The 20,211-nt window shown below is 58.7% G+C and carries 20 protein-coding genes; 10 read left to right on the forward strand and 10 right to left on the reverse strand.

Going from position 1 to position 20,211, the window contains the following annotated elements; genetic code table 11:
* Positions 1-27 precede the first annotated feature (27 nt).
* A complete protein-coding gene (tyrS, locus tag ACA049_RS27645; RefSeq protein ID WP_201185166.1) occupies positions 28-1,227 on the reverse strand; it encodes a tyrosine--tRNA ligase in 1,200 nt (399 codons plus the stop codon).
* A 212-nt stretch (positions 1,228-1,439) separates the two neighbouring features.
* Here tyrS and ACA049_RS27650 point away from each other — a divergent pair, with 212 nt between their 5' ends.
* Together ACA049_RS27650 and ACA049_RS27655 are read left to right on the forward strand one after the other, a co-directional pair.
* Positions 1,440-2,861, forward strand: a complete 1,422-nt coding sequence (locus ACA049_RS27650; protein WP_497331278.1) for a peptidoglycan DD-metalloendopeptidase family protein — start codon at positions 1,440-1,442, stop codon at positions 2,859-2,861.
* Positions 2,862-2,864: 3 nt separating this feature from the next.
* Positions 2,865-3,956 carry an anhydro-N-acetylmuramic acid kinase gene (locus ACA049_RS27655; RefSeq protein ID WP_497331280.1) on the forward strand — a complete coding sequence of 364 codons (1,092 nt, stop codon included), beginning with the start codon at positions 2,865-2,867 and terminating at the stop codon, positions 3,954-3,956.
* 78 nt (positions 3,957-4,034) lie between these two features.
* On the opposite strand, the gene erpA is transcribed toward ACA049_RS27655, so the two are convergent.
* Together erpA and argC are read right to left on the reverse strand one after the other, a co-directional pair.
* On the reverse strand, positions 4,035-4,385 hold the full coding sequence (erpA, locus tag ACA049_RS27660; protein WP_007947969.1) for an iron-sulfur cluster insertion protein ErpA: 351 nt from the start codon (positions 4,383-4,385) through the stop codon (positions 4,035-4,037).
* A 168-nt stretch (positions 4,386-4,553) separates the two neighbouring features.
* A complete protein-coding gene (gene argC / locus ACA049_RS27665) occupies positions 4,554-5,588 on the reverse strand; it encodes an N-acetyl-gamma-glutamyl-phosphate reductase (protein ID WP_109635271.1) in 1,035 nt (344 codons plus the stop codon).
* A 136-nt stretch (positions 5,589-5,724) separates the two neighbouring features.
* Here argC and hemJ point away from each other — a divergent pair, with 136 nt between their 5' ends.
* The 6 genes from hemJ (at position 5,725) to coq7 (ending at position 10,333) form a co-directional block, all read left to right on the forward strand.
* Positions 5,725-6,153, forward strand: coding sequence for a protoporphyrinogen oxidase HemJ (gene hemJ, locus ACA049_RS27670; RefSeq protein ID WP_497331282.1), 429 nt, complete (start codon positions 5,725-5,727; stop codon positions 6,151-6,153).
* A 27-nt stretch (positions 6,154-6,180) separates the two neighbouring features.
* Positions 6,181-7,149, forward strand: a complete 969-nt coding sequence (locus ACA049_RS27675) for an NAD(P)H-dependent flavin oxidoreductase (protein ID WP_497331284.1) — start codon at positions 6,181-6,183, stop codon at positions 7,147-7,149.
* Between the two features lie 92 nt (positions 7,150-7,241).
* Entirely contained in the window at positions 7,242-8,186 is a 945-nt protein-coding gene (locus ACA049_RS27680) for a DUF805 domain-containing protein (protein WP_497331286.1), read from the forward strand.
* 95 nt (positions 8,187-8,281) lie between these two features.
* Positions 8,282-9,070, forward strand: a complete 789-nt coding sequence (locus ACA049_RS27685; RefSeq protein WP_497331288.1) for an SDR family NAD(P)-dependent oxidoreductase — start codon at positions 8,282-8,284, stop codon at positions 9,068-9,070.
* Positions 9,071-9,151: 81 nt separating this feature from the next.
* A complete protein-coding gene (locus tag ACA049_RS27690) occupies positions 9,152-9,490 on the forward strand; it encodes a histidine triad nucleotide-binding protein (RefSeq protein WP_094470373.1) in 339 nt (112 codons plus the stop codon).
* Positions 9,491-9,685: 195 nt separating this feature from the next.
* The gene (gene coq7 / locus ACA049_RS27695) at positions 9,686-10,333 is read left to right on the forward strand and encodes a 2-polyprenyl-3-methyl-6-methoxy-1,4-benzoquinone monooxygenase (protein WP_266008931.1); all 648 of its coding nucleotides are present in this window, start codon (positions 9,686-9,688) and stop codon (positions 10,331-10,333) included.
* A gap of 160 nt (positions 10,334-10,493) precedes the next feature.
* Here the strand turns inward: coq7 and speD are convergent, their stop codons facing one another.
* The gene (gene speD, locus ACA049_RS27700; RefSeq protein ID WP_497331290.1) at positions 10,494-11,288 is read right to left on the reverse strand and encodes an adenosylmethionine decarboxylase; all 795 of its coding nucleotides are present in this window, start codon (positions 11,286-11,288) and stop codon (positions 10,494-10,496) included.
* 238 nt (positions 11,289-11,526) lie between these two features.
* Entirely contained in the window at positions 11,527-11,949 is a 423-nt protein-coding gene (locus ACA049_RS27705) for an OsmC family protein (protein WP_007941657.1), read from the reverse strand.
* A 234-nt stretch (positions 11,950-12,183) separates the two neighbouring features.
* Here ACA049_RS27705 and crp point away from each other — a divergent pair, with 234 nt between their 5' ends.
* Positions 12,184-12,828 carry a cAMP-activated global transcriptional regulator CRP gene (gene crp / locus ACA049_RS27710; RefSeq protein ID WP_497331292.1) on the forward strand — a complete coding sequence of 215 codons (645 nt, stop codon included), beginning with the start codon at positions 12,184-12,186 and terminating at the stop codon, positions 12,826-12,828.
* Positions 12,829-12,838: 10 nt separating this feature from the next.
* Here crp and ACA049_RS27715 read toward each other — a convergent pair whose 3' ends face one another.
* The 4 genes from ACA049_RS27715 to ACA049_RS27730 all read right to left on the reverse strand — a co-directional run bounded on the left by ACA049_RS27715 (position 12,839) and on the right by ACA049_RS27730 (position 16,172).
* A complete protein-coding gene (locus ACA049_RS27715; protein WP_497331294.1) occupies positions 12,839-13,540 on the reverse strand; it encodes a lipoate--protein ligase family protein in 702 nt (233 codons plus the stop codon).
* Positions 13,541-13,686: 146 nt separating this feature from the next.
* Positions 13,687-14,523 carry an indole-3-glycerol phosphate synthase TrpC gene (trpC, locus tag ACA049_RS27720; RefSeq protein WP_497331296.1) on the reverse strand — a complete coding sequence of 279 codons (837 nt, stop codon included), beginning with the start codon at positions 14,521-14,523 and terminating at the stop codon, positions 13,687-13,689.
* Positions 14,520-15,569 carry an anthranilate phosphoribosyltransferase gene (gene trpD, locus ACA049_RS27725; protein WP_497331298.1) on the reverse strand — a complete coding sequence of 350 codons (1,050 nt, stop codon included), beginning with the start codon at positions 15,567-15,569 and terminating at the stop codon, positions 14,520-14,522. Before trpD ends, trpC begins: the two co-directional genes overlap by 4 nt.
* 9 nt (positions 15,570-15,578) lie before the next feature.
* Positions 15,579-16,172 (reverse strand): aminodeoxychorismate/anthranilate synthase component II, encoded by a 594-nt coding sequence (locus ACA049_RS27730; RefSeq protein WP_109635289.1) that lies wholly within the window; start codon positions 16,170-16,172, stop codon positions 15,579-15,581.
* Between the two features lie 405 nt (positions 16,173-16,577).
* Here ACA049_RS27730 and estP point away from each other — a divergent pair, with 405 nt between their 5' ends.
* Positions 16,578-18,488: an esterase EstP gene (gene estP / locus ACA049_RS27735; RefSeq protein ID WP_497331300.1), complete on the forward strand. Its 1,911-nt coding sequence runs from the start codon at positions 16,578-16,580 to the stop codon at positions 18,486-18,488.
* A 185-nt stretch (positions 18,489-18,673) separates the two neighbouring features.
* Here estP and trpE read toward each other — a convergent pair whose 3' ends face one another.
* Positions 18,674-20,155 (reverse strand): anthranilate synthase component I, encoded by a 1,482-nt coding sequence (trpE, locus tag ACA049_RS27740; RefSeq protein ID WP_497331302.1) that lies wholly within the window; start codon positions 20,153-20,155, stop codon positions 18,674-18,676.
* Positions 20,156-20,211: the final 56 nt, after the last annotated feature.

The following is a 20,211-nucleotide window of genomic DNA, read 5'->3' on the forward strand; positions in this document are numbered from 1 at the left end:
ATCTGCCGTCAACCCCTAATTTCAGCTTTATTCGGATTTCAGCGTAATACGCGCAAATGCCTTCTTTCCGGCCTGGCAAACATGGGTCGCGCCCAGTACGTATATAAAGGTGCGATCGACAACCTCACCATCTATACGTACACCACCAGAACCCAGCAGGTCTCGTGCGACAGCCGAGTTCTTGACCAGGCCCGCCTTATTAAGGACGGCCGCGATCGGCATGTCCTCAGTAGCAGTCAATTCGATCTCCGGCAGATCGTCCGGCAGCTCGCCTTCCTTCATACGGTTACCCGCCGCACGGTGAGCATTGGCCGCAGCCTCTTCACCATGGAAACGCGCAACGATTTCTTCGGCCAGCTTGATCTTGATATCACGCGGATTGGCGCCCGCCTCAACATCAGCACGGAATGCATTGATCTCATCCATGGAGCGGAAGCTGAGCAATTCGAAGTAGCGCCACATCAGCGCATCCGGAATAGAGACCAGCTTGCCGTACATGACACCCGGCGCTTCCTGGATACCGACGTAGTTGCCCAAGGACTTGGACATCTTCTTCACGCCATCCAGACCTTCGAGCAGTGGCATGGTCAGAATGCATTGGGCCTCTTGACCATAACCACGCTGCAGCTCTCGCCCCATCAGCAGGTTGAACTTCTGATCGGTACCACCCAACTCGACATCCGCGCGCAAGGCAACCGAGTCATACCCTTGAACCAACGGATAGAGGAACTCGTGAATAGCGATTGGCTGATTAGTTGTGTAGCGTTTGTCGAAGTCGTCGCGCTCAAGCATGCGAGCCACGGTGTACTGCGAAGTCAGACGAATGAAGTCCGCCGGCCCCATCTGATCCATCCAGGTGGAGTTGAACGCTACTTCCGTCTTGGCCGGATCAAGAATCTTGAAGACTTGAGTTTTGTAGGTCTCGGCATTCTCGAGAACCTGCTCACGGGTGAGCGGAGGACGCGTCGCACTCTTGCCGCTCGGATCACCAATCATCCCGGTGAAGTCACCTATAAGGAAGATCACCTGATGCCCCAGCTCCTGGAACTGGCGAAGCTTATTAATAAGAACGGTATGACCCAGGTGCAAATCCGGCGCAGTCGGATCGAAGCCTGCCTTAATACGTAGCGGCTGGCCACGCTTGAGCTTTTCGATCAGCTCGGACTCGACCAACAGTTCTTCCGCACCACGTTTAATCAGCGCTAGCTGCTCTTCAACCGACTTCATAACAGACCCGCAAGGCTCGAATTCAAAGGGAACCAACCATACAAGATCACGCGTCAAATACAAAGTTTGGCCGGCGCAATGACGCCAATCCGCTGGCAGAGTGACCACGGACTTGCTTCAGAGATGATTTGGTTATATTTTATACAGTTATTTCATCTTCATCATGTCATTCATCTTTTCCAATTCATCTTTTTCAAAGTCAAAAATTACCTATGACCAAAGAATCGTCTAAAGCGCCACCGCTTTACCCGAAGACCCACCTGCTCGCAGCAAGTGGTATCGCCGCTCTTCTGAGCCTGGCGCTTCTGGTATTTCCTTCCAGTGATGTAGAAGCCAAAAAGACCACGCTGAGTCTTGAACTGGAAAGCCCTGCTGAACAACTGACACAAGATCAAGACGCTGCTGAAGCCGTTCAAGCCACAAATGAACCAGCGGCCTCCCCTTTCGCGCAGATCGAAAACAGCGCCGAAGAGACTCAGGAAACCGCTCAGGCCGCGCCTGCAGCTGCGCCGGTCGTCGAAGAAAAGAAGGCGCCAAACCACAGGGAAGTGATCGTTTCCAAAGGCGACACGCTGTCCACGCTGTTTGAGAAAGTCGGCCTACCTGCCACTTCGGTGCATGAAGTACTGGCCAGCGACAAACAGGCCAAGCAATTCAGCCAACTCAAACACGGCCAGAAACTCGAATTCGAACTGACCCCCGACGGCCAGTTGACCAACTTGCACAGCAAGGTCAGCGACCTCGAAAGCATCACCCTGACCAAAAATGACAAGGGTTATACGTTCAACCGCATTACCGCCAAACCTACCGTGCGCTCTGCCTATGCCCATGGCGTGATCAACAGCTCGCTGTCGCAGTCTGCCGCGCGTGCCGGCCTGTCCCACAGCCTGACCATGGACATGGCCAGCGTGTTTGGCTATGACGTCGACTTCGCCCAGGATATTCGCCAGGGTGACGAGTTTGATGTGATCTATGAGCAGAAAGTCGTCAACGGCAAGTCTGTCGGCAACGGTCCGATCCTTTCTGCGCGCTTCACCAGCCGCGGCAAGACCTACACCGCCGTGCGTTACACGAACAAGCAAGGCAACAGCAGCTACTACACCGCTGACGGCAACAGCATGCGCAAGGCGTTTATCCGCACACCGGTAGACTTCGCCCGCATCAGCTCGAAATTCTCCATGGGCCGCAAACACCCGATCCTGAACAAGATCCGCGCTCACAAAGGTGTCGATTACGCAGCGCCACGCGGCACGCCGATCAAAGCGGCCGGTGACGGCAAAGTCTTGCTGGCCGGTCGCCGTGGCGGCTACGGCAATACTGTGATCATCCAACATGGCAACACCTACCGGACGCTGTACGGCCACATGCAAGGCTTTGCCAAAGGCATCAAGACTGGCGGCAGCGTCAAACAAGGCCAAGTGATCGGTTACATCGGCACAACCGGGCTCTCCACCGGCCCGCACTTGCACTACGAGTTCCAGGTCAATGGCGTGCACGTCGACCCACTGGGCCAGAAGGTTGCGATGGCCGACCCAATCTCCAAAGGGGAGCGCGCGCGCTTCCTCGCGCAGAGTCAGCCGTTGATGGCCCGCATGGACCAAGAGAAAGCCACAATGCTGGCTTCGAAGCGCTAAATCATGACGTTCTATATAGGTGTGATGTCCGGGACCAGCCTCGATGGTCTGGACATTGCGCTGATCGAGCTGACCCCGGCGATCAAACTGATAGCCACGCACTACACCCCCATGCCTGACTCCCTGCGCGCCGAGCTGCTTGGCTTGTGCGCCAGCGGCCCGGACGAGATTGCCCGCTCCGCCATCGCTCAGCAGAACTGGGTGAAACTGGCCGCTCAGGGCATTAACGCTCTCCTCCAACAACACAACCTGAAACCCGAAGACATTCGCGCGATTGGCAGCCATGGCCAGACCATCCGCCACGAACCGGCGCGCGGTTTCACGGTACAGATCGGCAACCCTGCCTTGCTCACCGAGCTGACCGGCATCACCGTGGTCAGCGACTTCCGCAGCCGTGACGTGGCCGCTGGCGGGCAAGGCGCACCGCTGGTTCCAGCCTTTCACGAAGCGTTGTTTGAAGAACGTGCCGGTCATCGTGCGGTATTGAATGTTGGCGGATTCAGCAACCTCAGCCTGATCGAGCCCGGCAAGCCTGTCGCCGGTTTCGACTGCGGCCCGGGCAACGTCCTGCTGGATGCGTGGATTCATCAGCAACGTGGCGACAACTTTGATCGCGACGGCCAATGGGCGGCCAGCGGCAAGGTTGAACCGGTTCTGCTGAATGAATTGCTGAGCGATCCGTTCTTCGTGACCAAGGGCCCGAAAAGCACCGGTCGCGAAGTGTTCAACCTGCCATGGCTGACACAGCATCTATCGACGCTGCCGACCTTCGCCGCTGAAGACGTGCAAGCAACCCTGCTTGAGCTGACCGCACTGACCATTATCGAGTCACTGCAGCACGCCCAATCGAATACCCAGGAATTGCTGGTCTGCGGTGGCGGCGCGCACAACGCCACACTGATGAAACGTTTGGCCAGCCTGCTGCCGAACGCGACAGTCAGCAGCACCGCCGCTTATGGTGTGGACCCGGACTGGGTCGAAGCCATGGCCTTCGCCTGGCTGGCCCATTGCTGCCTGGAAGGCATCGCCGCCAACCGCCCGAGCGTCACCGGCGCCCGCGGCTTGCGCGTACTCGGCGCCATCTACCCGGCCTGACTATCCATCAAATCCCACACAACAAAACGCCGCAAAGCCCTGAAGCCATGCGGCGTTTGGTAATGCGGTGAAGCGCGATCAGATCGAGAATGAAGACCCGCAACCACACGTGGTGCTGGCGTTCGGATTCTTGATCACGAAACGCGAACCTTCCAGACCTTCCTGATAATCCACCTCGGCACCGGCCAGGTACTGGAAGCTCATCGGGTCTACGACCAGACTCACACCTTCGCGCTCGACGATGGTGTCGTCATCGGCCACTTCTTCATCAAAGGTGAAGCCGTACTGAAAACCTGAACAACCGCCGCCCGTAACGAATACGCGCAGCTTCAAGCGATCATTCCCCTCTTCATCGACCAGGCTCTTCACCTTGTGCGCGGCACCGTGGGTGAATTGCAAAGCGGTGGGGGTGAAGGATTCGACGCTCATGCTGACTATCTCCCGGCGTTACGCCGCCATAATGCGTGATGACGCGCATTATCCGCTTCTCCTAGAAAATTGGTCAACTATTGTTACGGTATATCAATAAACCCGATTGCCGGTACGAAATGCAAAAAGGCCCGTCAGACGGGCCTTTTTGCTGAGCGGGATAAAGCCTTACGGCAGCATGCCGGCGTGGGACAGGCCCAGACGCTCATCCAGCCCGAACAGAATGTTCAGGTTCTGCACCGCCTGACCCGACGCACCTTTGACCAGGTTATCGATCACCGACAGCACCACCACCAGATCACCGTCCTGCGGACGATGCACGGCGATACGGCAGACGTTGGCACCGCGCACACTACGCGTTTCCGGATGGCTGCCCGCTGGCATCACGTCGACGAACGGTTCGTTGGCGTAACGCTTTTCAAACAACGCCTGCAGATCCACCGAGCGATCCACGACGGTCGCGTACAGCGTCGAGTGAATGCCGCGAATCATTGGCGTCAGGTGCGGAACGAAGGTCAGACCGACGTCCTTGCCCGCTGCACGACGCAAGCCTTGGCGGATTTCCGGCAAGTGACGGTGACCTTTGACGGAGTAGGCTTTCATGCTTTCCGACGTCTCGGAGTACAACGAACCGACCGAAGCGCCACGGCCCGCACCGCTGACACCGGATTTGCAGTCAGCGATCAAACGTGTGGTATCGGCCAGACCGGCTTCGAGCAACGGCAGGAAACCCAACTGCGTAGCGGTTGGATAGCAACCCGGCACGGCAATCAGGCGAGCATCCTTGATCTGCTCGCGATTGACTTCCGGCAGACCGTAGACCGCCTCCTCCAGCAGCTCAGGTGCACCGTGCGGCTGACCGTACCACTTGGCCCATTCAACAGAGTCTTGCAGACGGAAGTCCGCCGACAGGTCGATGACCTTGGTCCCGGCCGCCAGCAATTCGCCGGCCAGCGCATGAGCAACACCGTGCGGCGTGGCGAAGAACACCACATCGCAGGCGCCCAGTGTCTTGATGTCCGGAACGCTGAATGCCAGGCCGTCGTAGTGGCCTCGCAGGTTCGGGTACATGTCAGCCACGGCCAGGCCGGCCTCGGATCGGGAAGTGATCACGACCACTTCAGCTTGCGGATGCTGTGCCAACAGACGCAGCAGTTCGACACCGGTGTAACCCGTGCCGCCGACGATTCCGACCTTGACCATAAACCTGCCCTCAACGAACCCACTGGAAAGCCGTCGATAATAGGGCCCGTATCGTCCTGCGACAACCGGCAAGGTGACGTGCGGCGGCTCAAGCCTCTACTATCCAGCCTACCGTGAACCTGGGAATAACTAAAAAATGCTTTATCTATGGCTCAAAGCTTTTCACATCATCAGCATGGTCTGCTGGTTTGCCGGCCTGTTCTACCTGCCCCGGCTGTTCGTTTATCACGCCCAAAGCGAGGACACCGTCAGCAAGGAGCGCTTCAGCCTCATGGAGCGCAAGCTGTACCGCGGCATCATGGGACCGGCGATGATCGCCACCCTGATTTTCGGTATTGCGCTGATCTGGCTTAACCCAAGCATCTTCAGTCAGGGTGCCTGGATTCACGCCAAGCTGACGCTGGTGGTACTCCTGATCGGCTACCACCACATGTGCGGCGCACAGGTGAAACGTTTTGCCCGTGGCGAAAACACCCGCAGCCATGTCTTTTATCGCTGGTTCAATGAAGTGCCGGTTCTGATATTGCTGGCTATCGTAATTCTGGTCGTCGTTCGGCCGTTCTAATAAGCACAACTCACCGGGGTACTTCCAATGTCGCTGCCCGCTTTGCTCGAACAACGTTTGCGCCTGCCCGTAGTGGCTGCGCCGATGTTCCTGATTTCCAATCCGCAATTGGTGCTCGCCTGCTGCCGTAACGGCGTGGTCGGCAGCTTTCCCGCGCTGAACCAGCGTGAGAGCAGCGGCTTCAAGGCCTGGCTGGAAGAAATCGAGGCAGGATTGGCGGCACTGGAGAACCCTGCGCCTTACGCGGTCAACCTGATCGTCCACAACACCAATCCACGACTCCAGGCAGACCTTGCGATCTGCATCGAACACAAAGTGCCAATCGTCATCACCAGCCTCGGCGCCGTGAAAGAAGTGGTCGATGCCGTCCACAGCTACGGCGGCCTGGTATTCCATGACGTGACGACCCGTCGCCATGCCGAGAAAGCCGCCGAGGCCGGTGTGGACGGTTTGATCGCCGTGGCCGCAGGCGCCGGTGGACACGCGGGGACCTGGAGCCCGTTCTCGCTGATTGCCGAGATCCGCCAGTTCTTCGACAAAACCCTGCTGCTGGCCGGCTGCCTCAACCATGGCCACGAGATTCTTGCTGCGCAATTGCTGGGCGCGGATCTGGCCTACTTCGGCACACGATTTATCGGCACCACCGAAAGTCATGCGCCTGACGCCTACAAAGAGATGTTGCTGACATCCAGAGCCGCGGACATCGTCCATACGCCAGCGGTGTCGGGCGTACCGGCGAGTTTCATGCGTCAAAGCCTGGAAGCTGCCGGCTTCGACATGGCGACACTGCAAGGCAAGGGCGAGGTCGACTTCGGCTCCAAACTCAAGCCGATCAGCGATGAAGCCAAAGCCTGGAAAACCGTTTGGTCGGCGGGCCAGGGTGTCGGGGAAATCGATGATTTGCCGAGCGTCGATCAATTGGTCGCCCGGCTGGACGCGGAATACCGCAAGGCGCTGGAGCTGGCGGCACAGCTGCCCAAACGCTGGCCGCGTTGAGATGAAAGTTTGGCCAGCCCGCCCCGGCTGGCCTTACACTCCACACTTGAAACACACCCTATTACAAATTCTCGCGACAAGGATGCCTCGCAATGAGCGACAACCGTTTCAAGATCGTGTTCGACGGCGCTCTGCTGCCAGGCGTTGACGTCACCACCGCCAAACAGAAGCTGGCCGAGCTATACAAAAGCGAAGTCGCTGCCGTCGAACGGCTGTTCACTGGCAAGACGGTTACGCTCAAACAAGGCCTGTCGCAGACTGACGCGCAAACCTACCTTCAGGCGCTGACGAAAACCGGTATCGATGCTCGCATCGAAAGCGAATCGTCCATTGAGCTGAATCTGGCCGACGCCCACGAACACAGGCCTGTCGCCAGCCAACCGGTATTTGCCGACCCCGCATCCCCTTACGCACCGCCCCGGGCCACTGTCGGCGAAAGCCTGCCCGCGTACGCCACGCTCAAGCCATTCAGCGTCGAAGGACGTATAGGACGTTTGCGCTATCTGGCGTGGACGATGGCCCTGACGCTGGTCACGCTGGCCGTCGGTTCGGTATTGGCCATTTTCGCCTTCGCCATCATCAGTGCCGACTCGACTGCTGGCCTGATTCTCGGTGGCCTGGTTGCATTCATCCTGTTCATTGCTCTTGCAGTCGTCAGCATTCAGTTCAGCGTTCAGCGCCTGCATGACATCGGCTGGTCCGGCTGGCTCTGGCTGTTGAACCTTGTGCCGTTCGTGGGCAGCTTCTTCCCGCTGGTGATCATGGTCGTGCCAGGCACCAACATCGCCAATCAATACGGCGCGCCACCTCCACCTAATACCACCGCGGTCAAAGTGCTGTCTTCGCTGTGGGTCGTGTTCATCGCGATCGTTTTCATTGGCGCACTGGCTGGCGGCATTACTGCCATCCAGCAGGAATACGAAAGTGCTGCCGAAACCAGCTACGACAGCAGTTCGGTGACCACCGAAGAAGTTGAAGTCGAGCCGGCGCAAGAGGCGGAGCAAGCAGCGGATACCGCAGAGGAAGAAGCCGAATAAGCCCCGGTCCCTGTAGACTCTGCGAAAGAATGAACAGCGCTCCCCGCCCGTGACACCCGCGTCGCCGGCGCGGAGCTGTTGCGATGGAGAACTGCATGACCCGTTACGCTCTGATCACTGGTGCCTCCAGCGGCATTGGCCTGGCGATGGCCGAAGCGCTGGCCCGCCGGGGCCGCAGCCTGATTCTGGTGGCCCGACAACGTGATCAGCTGGAAAGTATTGCAATCGAACTGACCCAACGGTTTGGCGTGGAAGTCTTGTTCCGCGCCTGCGACCTCGGCGAGCCGTTACGGCTGTCCGGGTTCCTGCTGGAACTGGAAGAAGGTGACCGGCAAATCGATCTGCTGGTCAACTGCGCCGGCATCGGCACCTGCGGACCATTCCTGGCCCAGGACTGGATGACCGAGCAGGACTTGATCGAAGTGAACATCCTGGCACTCACCCGCTTATGCCATGCCATCGGCAACAGCATGGCGCTGCAGGGTGGCGGGCAGATTCTGAATGTCGCTTCAATGGCGGCGTTCCATCCCGGCCCGTGGATGAGCACTTACTACGCCAGCAAAGCCTATGTCCTGCATTTTTCCGAAGGGCTGCGCGTCGAACTGAAGAAGTGCGCGGTCAAGGTTTCGGTACTCTGCCCCGGCCCGACGCGCACCGGGTTCTTCCGCACGGCACAACTGGACGCCAGCAAACTGGCCGACAGCAACCTGCTGATGAGCCCTGAAGAAGTGGCGCTGTATACCGTTCGGGCCCTGGAGAAAAATCGCGCAATCATCATTCCGGGCAGAGGGAACCGCTGGCGTGCCTTGCTGCCGCGGCTCGGCTCTCGCTGGCTCAACCGGACAATCGCAGGCATGGTCAACAAGGCCTACTGCCCGCGCTGACCAGCCCTCAAGGTAAAAGGCTGGGCTCGGGGATAACCCATGAGTACACTCAGGCCAGCCTCAACAACGGAGAAAACAGCTGTGGATACTCTGTTCACCAAGATCATCAACCGGGAAATCCCGGCAAAGATCATTTACGAGGACGACCAGGTACTGGCCTTCCACGACATCGCCCCACAGGCACCGGTGCATTTTCTGGTTATTCCGAAAAAAGCGGTGCGCACCCTCAACGACCTCACCGAGGACGACAAGGCATTGGCCGGGCATATTCTGTTCACCGCCCAGCGTCTTGCCCTGGAACTGGGCTGCGAGGAAGGTTTCCGTGTGGTCATGAACTGCAATGAACTGGGTGGACAGACGGTCTATCACATTCATATGCATGTGCTCGGCCAGCGCCAGATGCACTGGCCGCCGGGCTGATCCACCGCCCCGCCCTGCAGGAGCGAGGCTTGCCCGCGAAAGCGATCTGACAGTCAGCATGAATGTCGTCTGATAAACCGCTTTCGCGGGCAAGCCTCGCTCCTACAGATCACGGCGACATCCGGATGACCCAGCGCAAACCTTCCCCGGCCGATTGGGTTAAACTGGCCGCCGAGATTCTTCCCGGAGGTCAGCATGACTACCCAGCGTCACTACTCGCCGATTGACCGCCTTCTGCTGCAAGCCGATGCCGCGATGCGGACGTTGCTGCCCTTCAGTGGCCAGCCGTACCGTCCGTCGCCCGCTATCGTGCAACCGGATACGCAAATGAGTGACGAAGACACTCGCCACGTAGCCGGTTTGATGCGTATCAACCATACCGGCGAAGTCTGCGCTCAGGCGCTGTATCAGGGTCAGGCCCTGACTGCCAAGCTGCCGCATGTGCGCGCGGCCATGGAACATGCTGCCGAAGAAGAAATCGATCACCTGGTCTGGTGCGAGCAACGCATCAAACAGTTGGGTAGCCACACCAGCATTCTCAATCCGCTCTTTTACGGCATGTCGTTCGGGATTGGCGCGGTGGCCGGGTTGATCAGCGATAAAGTCAGCCTGGGGTTCGTTGCGGCGACCGAGGATCAGGTGTGCAAGCACTTGAACGAGCACCTTGAGCAATTGCCGGCGGAAGACGAAAAGTCCCGGGCGATTCTTGAGCAGATGCGCATCGATGAAGAACATCACGCTGAAAGTGCACTGGAAGCGGGCGGCTTTCGCTTTCCGGCGCCGGTGAAGTTCGGAATGAGTTTAATGGCCAAGGTGATGACCAAGAGTACTTACCGGATCTGACCTGTGGGAGCGGGCTTGCTCGCGAAGGCGGTCCGTCATTCAATATTGATGTCGACTGATACTCCGCTTTCGCGAGCAAGCCCGCTCCCACAGGGTTTTGAGACAGGCATGAAAAAGGCGACTGCCGTGAGGGAGTCGCCTTTTTTTCTGCTCGAAAATCTTAGTTAGGCATGTTGCGCGCGTAGAAGATTTCCAGCATTTCGTGTTTCACACGGTCGGTCACCTGAGCTCGCTGCTCGGAGGACAGGCTATTGGTGGCGTCGCCGAACAGGTAGTTGTCCAGTTCGAAGTTCTTCAACAGCATCTTGGTGTGGAACAGGTTTTCCTGGTACACGTTCACGTCGGTCATCTGGTACGCGTCGCGGGTGTCGTCGGAGAGGTAGTTCTGAATCGAGTTGATCTCGTGATCGATGAAGTGCTTATTGCCTTCCACGTCACGGGTGAAACCGCGCACGCGATAATCCACGGTCACGATGTCCGAATCGAACTGGTGAATCAGGAAGTTGAGCGCCTTGAGCGGTGAAATGACGCCACAGGTCGACACGTCAATGTCCACACGGAAGGTCGCAATGCCGTCGTCCGGATGGATTTCCGGGTAGGTGTGCACCGTGATGTGGCTCTTGTCGAGGTGGGCCAGGATAATTTCAGGCAGCGGGCCCGGGGACTCTTCGATCTGGCTTTCAGTCGGGGTTACCGGCTCTTCCGAGATCAGAATCGTAACGCTGGCGCCTTGTGGGTCGTAGTCCTGACTGGCAATGTTCAGGATGTTGGCACCAATGATATCGACAACTTCTGTGAGGATCTGCGTCAGGCGCTTCGCGTTGTACTCTTCATTGATGTACTCGACGTAAGCCTGTTGGTCTTGCGGGGTTTCCGCGTAGCAGATGTCATAGATGTTGAAGCTCAAGGTCTTAGTCAGGTTATTGAACCCGTGGAGCTTGAGTTTGCTTTTCACCGTTAAAAACTCTCTATGTATTGCGGCCCGGGCCGCGTGATCAAGCATGCCCGTCAGATGCGAACAACGCAGCTGCGTAGGACGGTTAACACCTCTTCGCGATGGCGATTTTGGTTGTCTGTTCGGATTCGCAGCCTGTCGAAGACGGACCACTACCCTGAAAAAAGTGGCGCATTATGCAGACGTCAGCTTGGGATCGCCAGAGTCTGCACTGCTTTTATGATAGTTGAATGTCGATTCAACCGAGTTCGATGATCTCGTAGTCGTGGGTAATGGCCACGCCGGCCGCGCCGAGCATGATCGACGCCGAGCAATACTTCTCTGCTGACAGTTCGATGGCGCGTTTGACCTGGGCTTCTTTCAACCCGCGGCCCTTGACCACGAAGTGCATGTGGATCTTGGTGAAGACTTTCGGATCTTCGGTCGCACGCTCGGCTTCGAGGAAGGCTTCACAGCTTTCGACCGCCTGACGGGATTTCTTGAGGATGCTGACCACGTCGAAATTGCTGCAACCGCCGACACCCAGCAGGAGCATTTCCATCGGCCGGACACCCAGGTTGCGACCGCCGGCATCGGGCGGACCGTCCATGACCACGACGTGACCGCTGCCGGACTCACCGAGGAACATGGCTTCGCCAGCCCATTGGATGCGTGCCTTCATCGCCAGACTCCACTGCATAAAAAAGGGTCGCCAGCTTAGCACAGGGCCCCGGATTGACAGTGCCTTGCGTTTGTAGGGCATAACCTTCCGAACTGTAGGTAATTTCTCGAATATTGCGAGAAGTGTCTGTTAAGCTGGCGCCAATTCGCTGGCGCATAGCCAGCTTTGCAGCATCCGTCGTCATCGACTCATAAAAAATCAAACACACCGTGAAGTCTTTTTCGGGATACAACCATGGTTGCTAGTGCCCCAACCCCCAAAATCAAGAACCTCGACAAGCTGCTGATGCATTGCCAGCGCCGTCGTTATGCGGCCAAGAGCAACATCATTTGCGCCGGTGACCGCTCGGAAACGTTGTTCTTCATCATCAAGGGTTCGGTCACGATCCTGATCGAGGATGACGACGGCCGCGAAATGATCATCGCCTACCTGAACTCCGGGGACTTTTTTGGTGAGTTGGGTTTGTTTGAACAAGCCGGGCTCGAACAGGAACGCAGCGCCTGGGTGCGTGCGAAGATCGAGTGTGAAGTAGCGGAAATCAGCTACGCGAAATTCCGCGAGTTGTCCCAGCAGGATCCAGACATTCTTTACGTGCTCAGCGGACAAATCGCACAGCGTCTGCGCAACACCACGCGCAAGGTCGGCGACCTGGCATTCTTCGACGTCACCGGCCGCGTCGCCCGTTGCCTGTTGGAACTGTGCAAACAGCCGGACGCCATGACCCACCCGGACGGCATGCAGATCAAAGTGACCCGTCAGGAAATCGGGCGGATTGTCGGTTGTTCACGGGAGATGGTCGGTCGCGTGCTCAAGGATCTGGAAGAACGCAACCTGGTGGACGTCAAAGGCAAGACCATGGTGGTCTTCGGTACGCGCTAGGCTCGAGAACTCAAGCCCCGAGCATGTCTGCCAGCAACTGGCGATAAAGCGCATCAAGCCGCCCGAGTGCATCGGGCGCGGCAAACTTCTCATGCAGGGCAATGTGGCTTTCGGCGCGCACCCGCTGCTCAAGACCGCACGCTTCATTGAAGCGATTGACTGCAGCGACCATCGATTCACGCTCGTTATCCAGCAACAACGCACCGTGCACCAATCCCACCGGGCGCTGACCACCCTTGCTCTGACGCCAGCGTTGAGCGGTGCCAACCATCTTGCGCCCGTCGAGGTTGACGTTGAAACGGCCATCGCAGAACGCACCGTCGACTTCGCCCAATGACGAAACACCGCCCAGCTCATCGAGTAACTGACAGATAGGGTCGCAGAGACGGCGATAAGCGGTTTCGATCCGGTTCTGATCACCTTCGCTGCGCGGAGGTGCGTAGACCAGCGCGATATTGATCGTGGAAGCCGATTGCGGCACAGGCTCACCGCCGGTTTCACGCAGCAGCACTGGCCAACCGGCGGCGGCTGACACTTCACAGGCAGCTTCGAAGCCTGTCAGGCGATTCAGGCGTCGGGGCATGACCAATGCCCGATCATTGGGCTGCCAGAACAGCAGGCCGAAATCCGAATCGCCAGTGCAGACATGGGCCAACAAATCTTGCTCGGCCTGTAGGCCGGCTTCGACGGTCAGACTGGTCGGCTGAGTCATGGGCTACTCCACTCGGCATAAAGTCTTTGGGGTATTTGAGGGCCTCTTCGCGAGCAAGCCCGCTCCCACATCAGGATTGTGTACACAGATCCAATGTGGGAGCGGGCTTGCTCGCGAAGGGCGCGCATCGGTTTTCCTGACTGCACTCAGTCGAGCGTCGAACCGCTGACCGGGCCGCCGCGCTCAGGAAAGAACAGGCGCTGCAATTCGGTGCCCGGGCTTTCGGCGCGCATGAATGCCTCGCCGACCAGGAACGCGTACACGTCGCTGATTTCCATCAGCTCCACATCGGCCCGGTTGAGAATGCCGCTTTCGGTGATCACCAGGCGATCACGCGGGATGCGTGGCAACAGGTCGAGCGTGGTTTCCAGGCTGACGTCGAAGGTGTGCAGGTTGCGGTTGTTCACGCCGACCAGCGGCGTGTCGAGGGTTTTCAAGGCCCGCTCCAGCTCGTCGCCATCGTGGACTTCCACCAGCACATCGAGGCCGACGCTTTTGGCCACGGCCGCCAGCTCGGCCATTTTTACGTCATCCAGCGCGGAGACAATCAGCAGCACACAGTCAGCGCCCAAGGCACGGGCTTCGACGATCTGGTAAGGATCGATCATGAAATCCTTGCGGATCACCGGCAGGTTGCACGCCGCCCGTGCCTGTTGCAGATACGCGTCGGCGCCCTGGAAGTAATCGATATCCGTCAGCACGGACAAGCACGTCGCGCCGCCCTTCTCATAGCTTTTGGCGATCTCGGCAGGAACGAAGTGCTCGCGGATCACGCCTTTGCTCGGCGAGGCTTTCTTGATTTCGGCAATGACAGCCGGCTGTTTCAACTTGGCCTGAGCAATCAGTGCCTTGGCAAAACCACGGGGTGCATCGGCCGCCTTGGCCAGACTTTCCAGCTCCGCCAGACTCACACGGGCGCTACGCTCGGCAACTTCCTGGACTTTGCGGGCCAGAATGTTTTCCAGAACCGTCGGTACACTCATCCCTCATTCTCCACTTTGAATACCGCGGTAAATGCACCCAACTCCTCAAGTTTTTCCCGAGCGAGGCCTGTGTGCAGCGCATCGTGCGCCAGGGCAACGCCTTCTTTCAAACTGGTCGCCAGGTCGGCGGCGTACAGCGCCGCACCGGCATTGAGCACAATCATCTCGGCAGCTTTCTGACCGCTTTCGGTCTTGCGCTTGCCCAGAGCATCGCGAATCAACTCGAGGGACGCCGCCGGACTTTCCACCGCCAGACCGTGCAGGCTCTGGCTCTTCATACCCAGGTCTTCTGGTTCGACCCAATATTCGGTGATCTGGTCATTCTTCAGTTCGGCCACATAGGTCGGCGCCGCGAGACTGAATTCGTCCAGGCCATCCTTCGAGTGCACCACCAACACATGCTTGCTGCCCAGCCGTTGCAAGACTTCGGCCAATGGCCGGCACAACGCCTGGCTGAACACGCCCACCACCTGATGTTTCACGCCGGCCGGATTCGTAAGCGGGCCGAGCATGTTGAACAGGGTACGCAGGCCAAGCTCCTTGCGCGGGCCGGCGGCGTACTTCATCGCACTGTGATGGGTCTGGGCAAACATGAAGCCGATGCCGACGTTGTCGATGCAGCGCGCCACCTGGACCGGGGTCAGGTTCAGGTAGATACCGGCCGCCTCCAGCAGGTCGGCGCTACCGCTTTTGCCCGACACCGCACGGTTACCGTGCTTGGCCACGGTGCATCCGGCCGCTGCCACCACGAAAGAGGAAGCGGTCGAGACGTTAAAGATGTTCGCACCGTCACCGCCGGTGCCAACCACATCGACGACGCCGTCGAGGGTCTTGAGTTCGACCTTGTCTGCCAGCTCGCGCATGACCGACACCGCGCCGACGATCTCGTCGATGCTTTCGCTCTTCATGCGCATGGCCATCATGAACGCGCCGATCTGCGCATCCGTGCATTGCCCGGTCATGATTTCGCGCATCACATCGCGCATCTCATCGGTGCTGAGGTCGAGGTGATCGACGATACGGCTCAGGGCTGTCTTGATATTCATGAAAAGTCCTTAGCGCGTGCCGCCGGTTTGTTTGAGGAAGTTAGCGAACAGCTCGTGGCCCTGCTCGGTGAGAATAGACTCGGGGTGGAACTGCACACCCTCGATGTTCAATGTCTTGTGGCGCAGGCCCATGATTTCGTCGACCGAGCCGTCTTCCAGCTGGGTCCAGGCGGTCAGTTCGAGGCAATCCGGCAGGGTTTCGCGCTTGACGATCAGCGAGTGATAGCGCGTCACCGTCAGCGGACGATTCAGGCCTTCGAATACACCCTTGTCCTCGTGGAATACCGGGCTAGTCTTACCGTGCATGACTTGCCGGGCGCGGACCACATCGCCGCCAAAGGCCTGACCGATGGACTGGTGGCCGAGGCAGACACCGAGAATCGGCAGTTTGCCGGCGAAATGCTTGATCACGTCGATCGAGACACCGGCTTCGGTCGGGGTGCAAGGACCGGGGGACACAACGATGCGCTCAGGGTTGAGCGCTTCGATTTCGGCAACGGTGAGTTCATCGTTGCGCACGACTTTGACCTGGGAGCCGAGCTCACCGAGGTATTGCACAACGTTGTAGGTAAAAGAGTCGTAGTTATCGATCATCAGCAACATGGCGGTTGGAACCTCTTGAATTCACTGACTTTTAAGACAGCCTTCGAATGGTTACCCGCAGCGTCCTGCGCTTTGTCAGTCGCCGGGTGCGCCAGCAAAGCGGTATGTCATACGGGTGAAGAAGGCAAAGCGGTACAGGTCCGGCGGGGCCGGCAAAAGAATTCAGGCGCGCCAACGCCAGCGGGCGTGTGCCTTGATGACTTGATCCAGGAGTTTGCTGATGATCAACACGGGGAAGGTCTCATTCATACGTCTCGGCACAGTAACTTAGCTGGGCAGAGCGTGCAATATCGCCGGGGCGACTGGCTGCGAAACAATTGAAGGGTTCGCGACCGATGGCAAAAGGCCGGAAGTTTTTGGTACTGTCGTTTCGTTCACTACAACAATAAATAAACGGACTTGCTCATGATCAAACAGACGTTGTTTGTACCGCTCGCAGGATGCTTGCTCGCCATGGCCTGCGCTCAGGCGATTGCCGCGCCTAATCCTTACTCCAATTTCGTCGTCTTCGGCGACAGTCTCAACGATGCCGGTACGTTTGCCGACACGGGCGGGCCAGCGGGCTCGACTGAGCGCTTTACCAACCGGACGGGGCCGGTTTACCTGGATGGCAGCGGCGAAGTCCGCTCGCTCAACTCAACGCAGATACTGGGGGGAAAACTGGGGTTCTCCGCGGACCAGACGGCGTCATCGTCCTCAGCGGTACGCGCCAACAATGGCCAGCCCGATGGTAACAACTGGGCCGTCGGAGGTTATCGCACCGACCAGATTCTCGACTCGATCACCAGCACCTCCGCCACCGGCGAACGTACCCGTGCAGGCTATCTGCCGTCGAACAACTTCCGCGCCGACCCGAATGCGCTGTATTACCTGTCGGGTGGTGGCAATGACTTCCTTCAGGGTCGCGTGACCAGCCTGCCCCAGGCCAGCGCCGCCGCCGATCGCCTGGTCAGCAGCGTGCAAACCCTGCAACAGGCCGGCGCCCGCTACATCATGGTCTGGTTGTTGCCGGACATTGGCTTTACTCCGGCCTTCAATGGCACCCCGCTACAAGCGTTTACGTCCCAGCTCAGCACCCAGTTCAACACCGAACTGGTAAGCCAGCTGCAGAGCGTCAACGCCAACGTCATCCCGCTGAACATTCCGGTATTGCTCAAAGAGACGTTTGCCAACCCGGGGCAGTTCGGCCTGGCAACCGATCAGAACCTGAGCGCCACCTGCTTCAGCGGCGACAGTTGCACCGAAAACGCCCGTTACGGCATCAACAGTGCTACGCCGGACCCGACCAAGCTGATCTACAACGACGCGGTGCACCCGACCGAAGCCGGGCAACGCCTGATTGCCGATTACGCTTACTCGTTGCTGTCCGCGCCATGGGAAGCCACCCTGTTGCCACAAATGGCCCAGGGTACGTTGCGTTCTCATCAGGATGAGTTGCGCAACCAGTGGCTGGCCGATTGGGAAAACTGGCAAGGCGTGGGCCAATGGCGGGCGATTGTCGCTGGCGGCGGCCAACACCAGGATTTCGATAGCCAGCGCAGTGGCGCCAGTGCTGACGGCAACGGCGCCAACGTGAACATCGGCGGCAGCTACCGGCTCAATGACGCATGGCGCGTCGGGTTGGCGGCCGGCTTCTATAACCAGAAACTTGAAGCCGGCGACAACGACTCCGACTACAAGCTCAACACTTACATGGGGACGGCGTTCGCCCAGTACCAGCAAAACCGCTGGTGGGGTGACGCGGCAGTGACCGCCGGACATCTGGACTACGACAGCCTCAAACGCAAATTCCAGTTGGGGGTCAACGAACGCGCAGAGAAAGGCGACACCGACGGTTACCTGGTCGCCATCAGCGGCCGCCTGGGTTATGACATCGCGCCAGAGGCCAGCAGCCCGTGGCACCTGTCGCCGTTCGTGAGCGCTGATTTCGCCAAGGTTGAGGTCGACGGTTACTCGGAAGATGGCGCCGATTCCACTGCACTGACCTTCGACGACCAGTCGCGTATTTCCCGGCGTCTTGGTCTCGGCATCCAGGGCAAGTACCAGATCACTTCGCAGACCCAGGTGTTCGGCGAACTGGCCCACGAGCGCGAGTACAACGACGACACCCAGGATGTGACGATGAACCTCAACAGCCTGCCGAACAACAGCTACTCCCTGGCCGGCTACACCCCGCAATCCCACCTGAACCGCTTGAACCTGGGGGTAAGCCACAACCTCACCAAGGACTTGGCATTGCGCGCCAGTTATGACATTCGCAAGGATGACGACTTTACCCAGCAGGGTATTAATGTCGGGGTTGCGCTGGACTTCTAAACTCAGGCAATAAAAAACGCGGCGCCCTCACAGGCGCCGCGTTTTTTTTGTGCTGGTGAAATCCGTGTGGGAGCGGCGGTGCGACGATTCGACTTGCTCGCGAAGAGGGAGTGTCAGTCGGCATCAATGTTGAATGACACACCGCATTCGCGAGCAAGCCCGCTCCCACAGGGTTTTGTGGGAGTTCAAGTGTCCGGGGTTTGCTCGGCCAGGGCCACGGCGCGGAACATCGCGCGGCGCTTGTTCAGGGTTTCTTCCCATTCCAGCGCCGGCACCGAGTCAGCGACGATGCCGCCACCGGCCTGTACATGCAGTTCGCCGTTCTTGATCACCGCGGTGCGGATCGCAATCGCCGTGTCCATGTTGCCGTTCCACGCAAAGTAGCCCACCGCCCCGCCGTAGACGCCACGCTTGACCGGTTCCAGTTCGTCGATGATTTCCATCGCGCGAATCTTCGGCGCGCCAGACAAGGTGCCCGCCGGCAGGATCGCCCGCAGTGCATCCATCGCCGTCAGCCCGGCCTTCAATTGGCCAGTGACGTTGGACACGATGTGCATCACGTTGGAATAACGCTCGATGACCATCTTCTCGGTGAGTTTCACCGAGCCGATCTCCGACACCCGACCGGTGTCGTTACGGCCCAGGTCGATCAGCATCAAGTGCTCGGCGATTTCCTTGTCGTCCGACAGCAGGTCTTTTTCCAGCGCCAGATCGGCTTCTTCGTTGGCCCCGCGTGGGCGAGTGCCAGCAATCGGGCGCACGGTGATCAGGTTGTCTTCGACCCGCACCAGCACTTCCGGCGAACTGCCGACGACATGGAAGTCGCCGAAGTTGAAGAAGTACATATAAGGCGTCGGATTGAAGCAACGCAGCGCCCGGTACAGATCGATCGGCGCAGCCTTGAAGTCGATCGACATGCGCTGGGACGGCACGACCTGCATGCAGTCGCCGGCCAGGATGTATTCCTTGATGGTGTCGACGGCTTTTTCGTAATCGTCCTGGGTGAAACTGGAGCGGAACACCGGATCAGCCGACTGTTGCTTGCTGAAATCCAGGCCACGGCGCGGGGTGATCGGCTGACGGAGTTTTTCCAGCAACTCTTCCAGGCGGGCCTGACCTTGCTCGAAGGCGTCTTCCTGAGACGGATCAGCCAGCACAATCGCGTGCATCTTGCCGGCGAGGTTGTCGAACACCACCACTGCGTCGGAAACCATCAGCAGAATGTCCGGCACGCCCAGCGGATCCGGGTTCGGGCACTTGCCCAGACGCTTCTCCACATAGCGCACGCAGTCGTAACCGAAATAACCCACCAGACCGCCATTGAAGCGCGGCAGGCCAGGGATGGTCGGCACGTTGTAGCGAGCTTTGAAGGCTTCGACAAAGGCCAGTGGATCTTCGGCCTCGTGGCTTTCGATCTCGACGCCGTCGTGGGTCACGCTGACGTGATGATCGTGAACCCGCAGCACGGTGCGGCACGGCAGGCCGATGATCGAATAACGACCCCACTTCTCCCCGCCCTGCACCGATTCCAGCAGGTAGGAGTTCGGCTCGTCGGCCAGTTTCAGGTAGATCGACAGCGGCGTATCGAAGTCGGCCAGGGTTTCGCAGGCCAACGGGATACGGTTATAGCCGGCAGCGGCCAAACGCAGGAATTCTTCGCGGATCATGGGGTAGCCTCGTGGCTTGAGGTGCTAACAGTCAGGTATGCAAACGCGCCGGAAAG

The sequence above is a fragment of the Pseudomonas sp. LBUM1662 genome, assembly GCF_059695915.1.

Excerpts from the sequence above, each read along its gene's own strand:
- trpE (WP_497331302.1), bottom strand. The coding sequence starts at position 20,155 with ATGATCCGCGAAGAATTCCTGCGTTTGGCCGCTGCCGGCTATAACCGT.
- ACA049_RS27655 (WP_497331280.1), top strand. The coding sequence starts at position 2,865 with ATGACGTTCTATATAGGTGTGATGTCCGGGACCAGCCTCGATGGTCTG.
- trpC (WP_497331296.1), bottom strand. The coding sequence starts at position 14,523 with ATGAGTGTACCGACGGTTCTGGAAAACATTCTGGCCCGCAAAGTCCAG.
- ACA049_RS27705 (WP_007941657.1), bottom strand. The coding sequence starts at position 11,949 with ATGAAGGCACGCATCCAATGGGCTGGCGAAGCCATGTTCCTCGGTGAG.
- ACA049_RS27715 (WP_497331294.1), bottom strand. The coding sequence starts at position 13,540 with ATGACTCAGCCGACCAGTCTGACCGTCGAAGCCGGCCTACAGGCCGAG.
- coq7 (WP_266008931.1), top strand. The coding sequence starts at position 9,686 with ATGACTACCCAGCGTCACTACTCGCCGATTGACCGCCTTCTGCTGCAA.
- ACA049_RS27685 (WP_497331288.1), top strand. The coding sequence starts at position 8,282 with ATGACCCGTTACGCTCTGATCACTGGTGCCTCCAGCGGCATTGGCCTG.
- tyrS (WP_201185166.1), bottom strand. The coding sequence starts at position 1,227 with ATGAAGTCGGTTGAAGAGCAGCTAGCGCTGATTAAACGTGGTGCGGAA.
- argC (WP_109635271.1), bottom strand. The coding sequence starts at position 5,588 with ATGGTCAAGGTCGGAATCGTCGGCGGCACGGGTTACACCGGTGTCGAA.
- erpA (WP_007947969.1), bottom strand. The coding sequence starts at position 4,385 with ATGAGCGTCGAATCCTTCACCCCCACCGCTTTGCAATTCACCCACGGT.
- ACA049_RS27650 (WP_497331278.1), top strand. The coding sequence starts at position 1,440 with ATGACCAAAGAATCGTCTAAAGCGCCACCGCTTTACCCGAAGACCCAC.
- ACA049_RS27675 (WP_497331284.1), top strand. The coding sequence starts at position 6,181 with ATGTCGCTGCCCGCTTTGCTCGAACAACGTTTGCGCCTGCCCGTAGTG.
- hemJ (WP_497331282.1), top strand. The coding sequence starts at position 5,725 with ATGCTTTATCTATGGCTCAAAGCTTTTCACATCATCAGCATGGTCTGC.
- estP (WP_497331300.1), top strand. The coding sequence starts at position 16,578 with ATGATCAAACAGACGTTGTTTGTACCGCTCGCAGGATGCTTGCTCGCC.
- ACA049_RS27680 (WP_497331286.1), top strand. The coding sequence starts at position 7,242 with ATGAGCGACAACCGTTTCAAGATCGTGTTCGACGGCGCTCTGCTGCCA.
- crp (WP_497331292.1), top strand. The coding sequence starts at position 12,184 with ATGGTTGCTAGTGCCCCAACCCCCAAAATCAAGAACCTCGACAAGCTG.
- ACA049_RS27730 (WP_109635289.1), bottom strand. The coding sequence starts at position 16,172 with ATGTTGCTGATGATCGATAACTACGACTCTTTTACCTACAACGTTGTG.
- trpD (WP_497331298.1), bottom strand. The coding sequence starts at position 15,569 with ATGAATATCAAGACAGCCCTGAGCCGTATCGTCGATCACCTCGACCTC.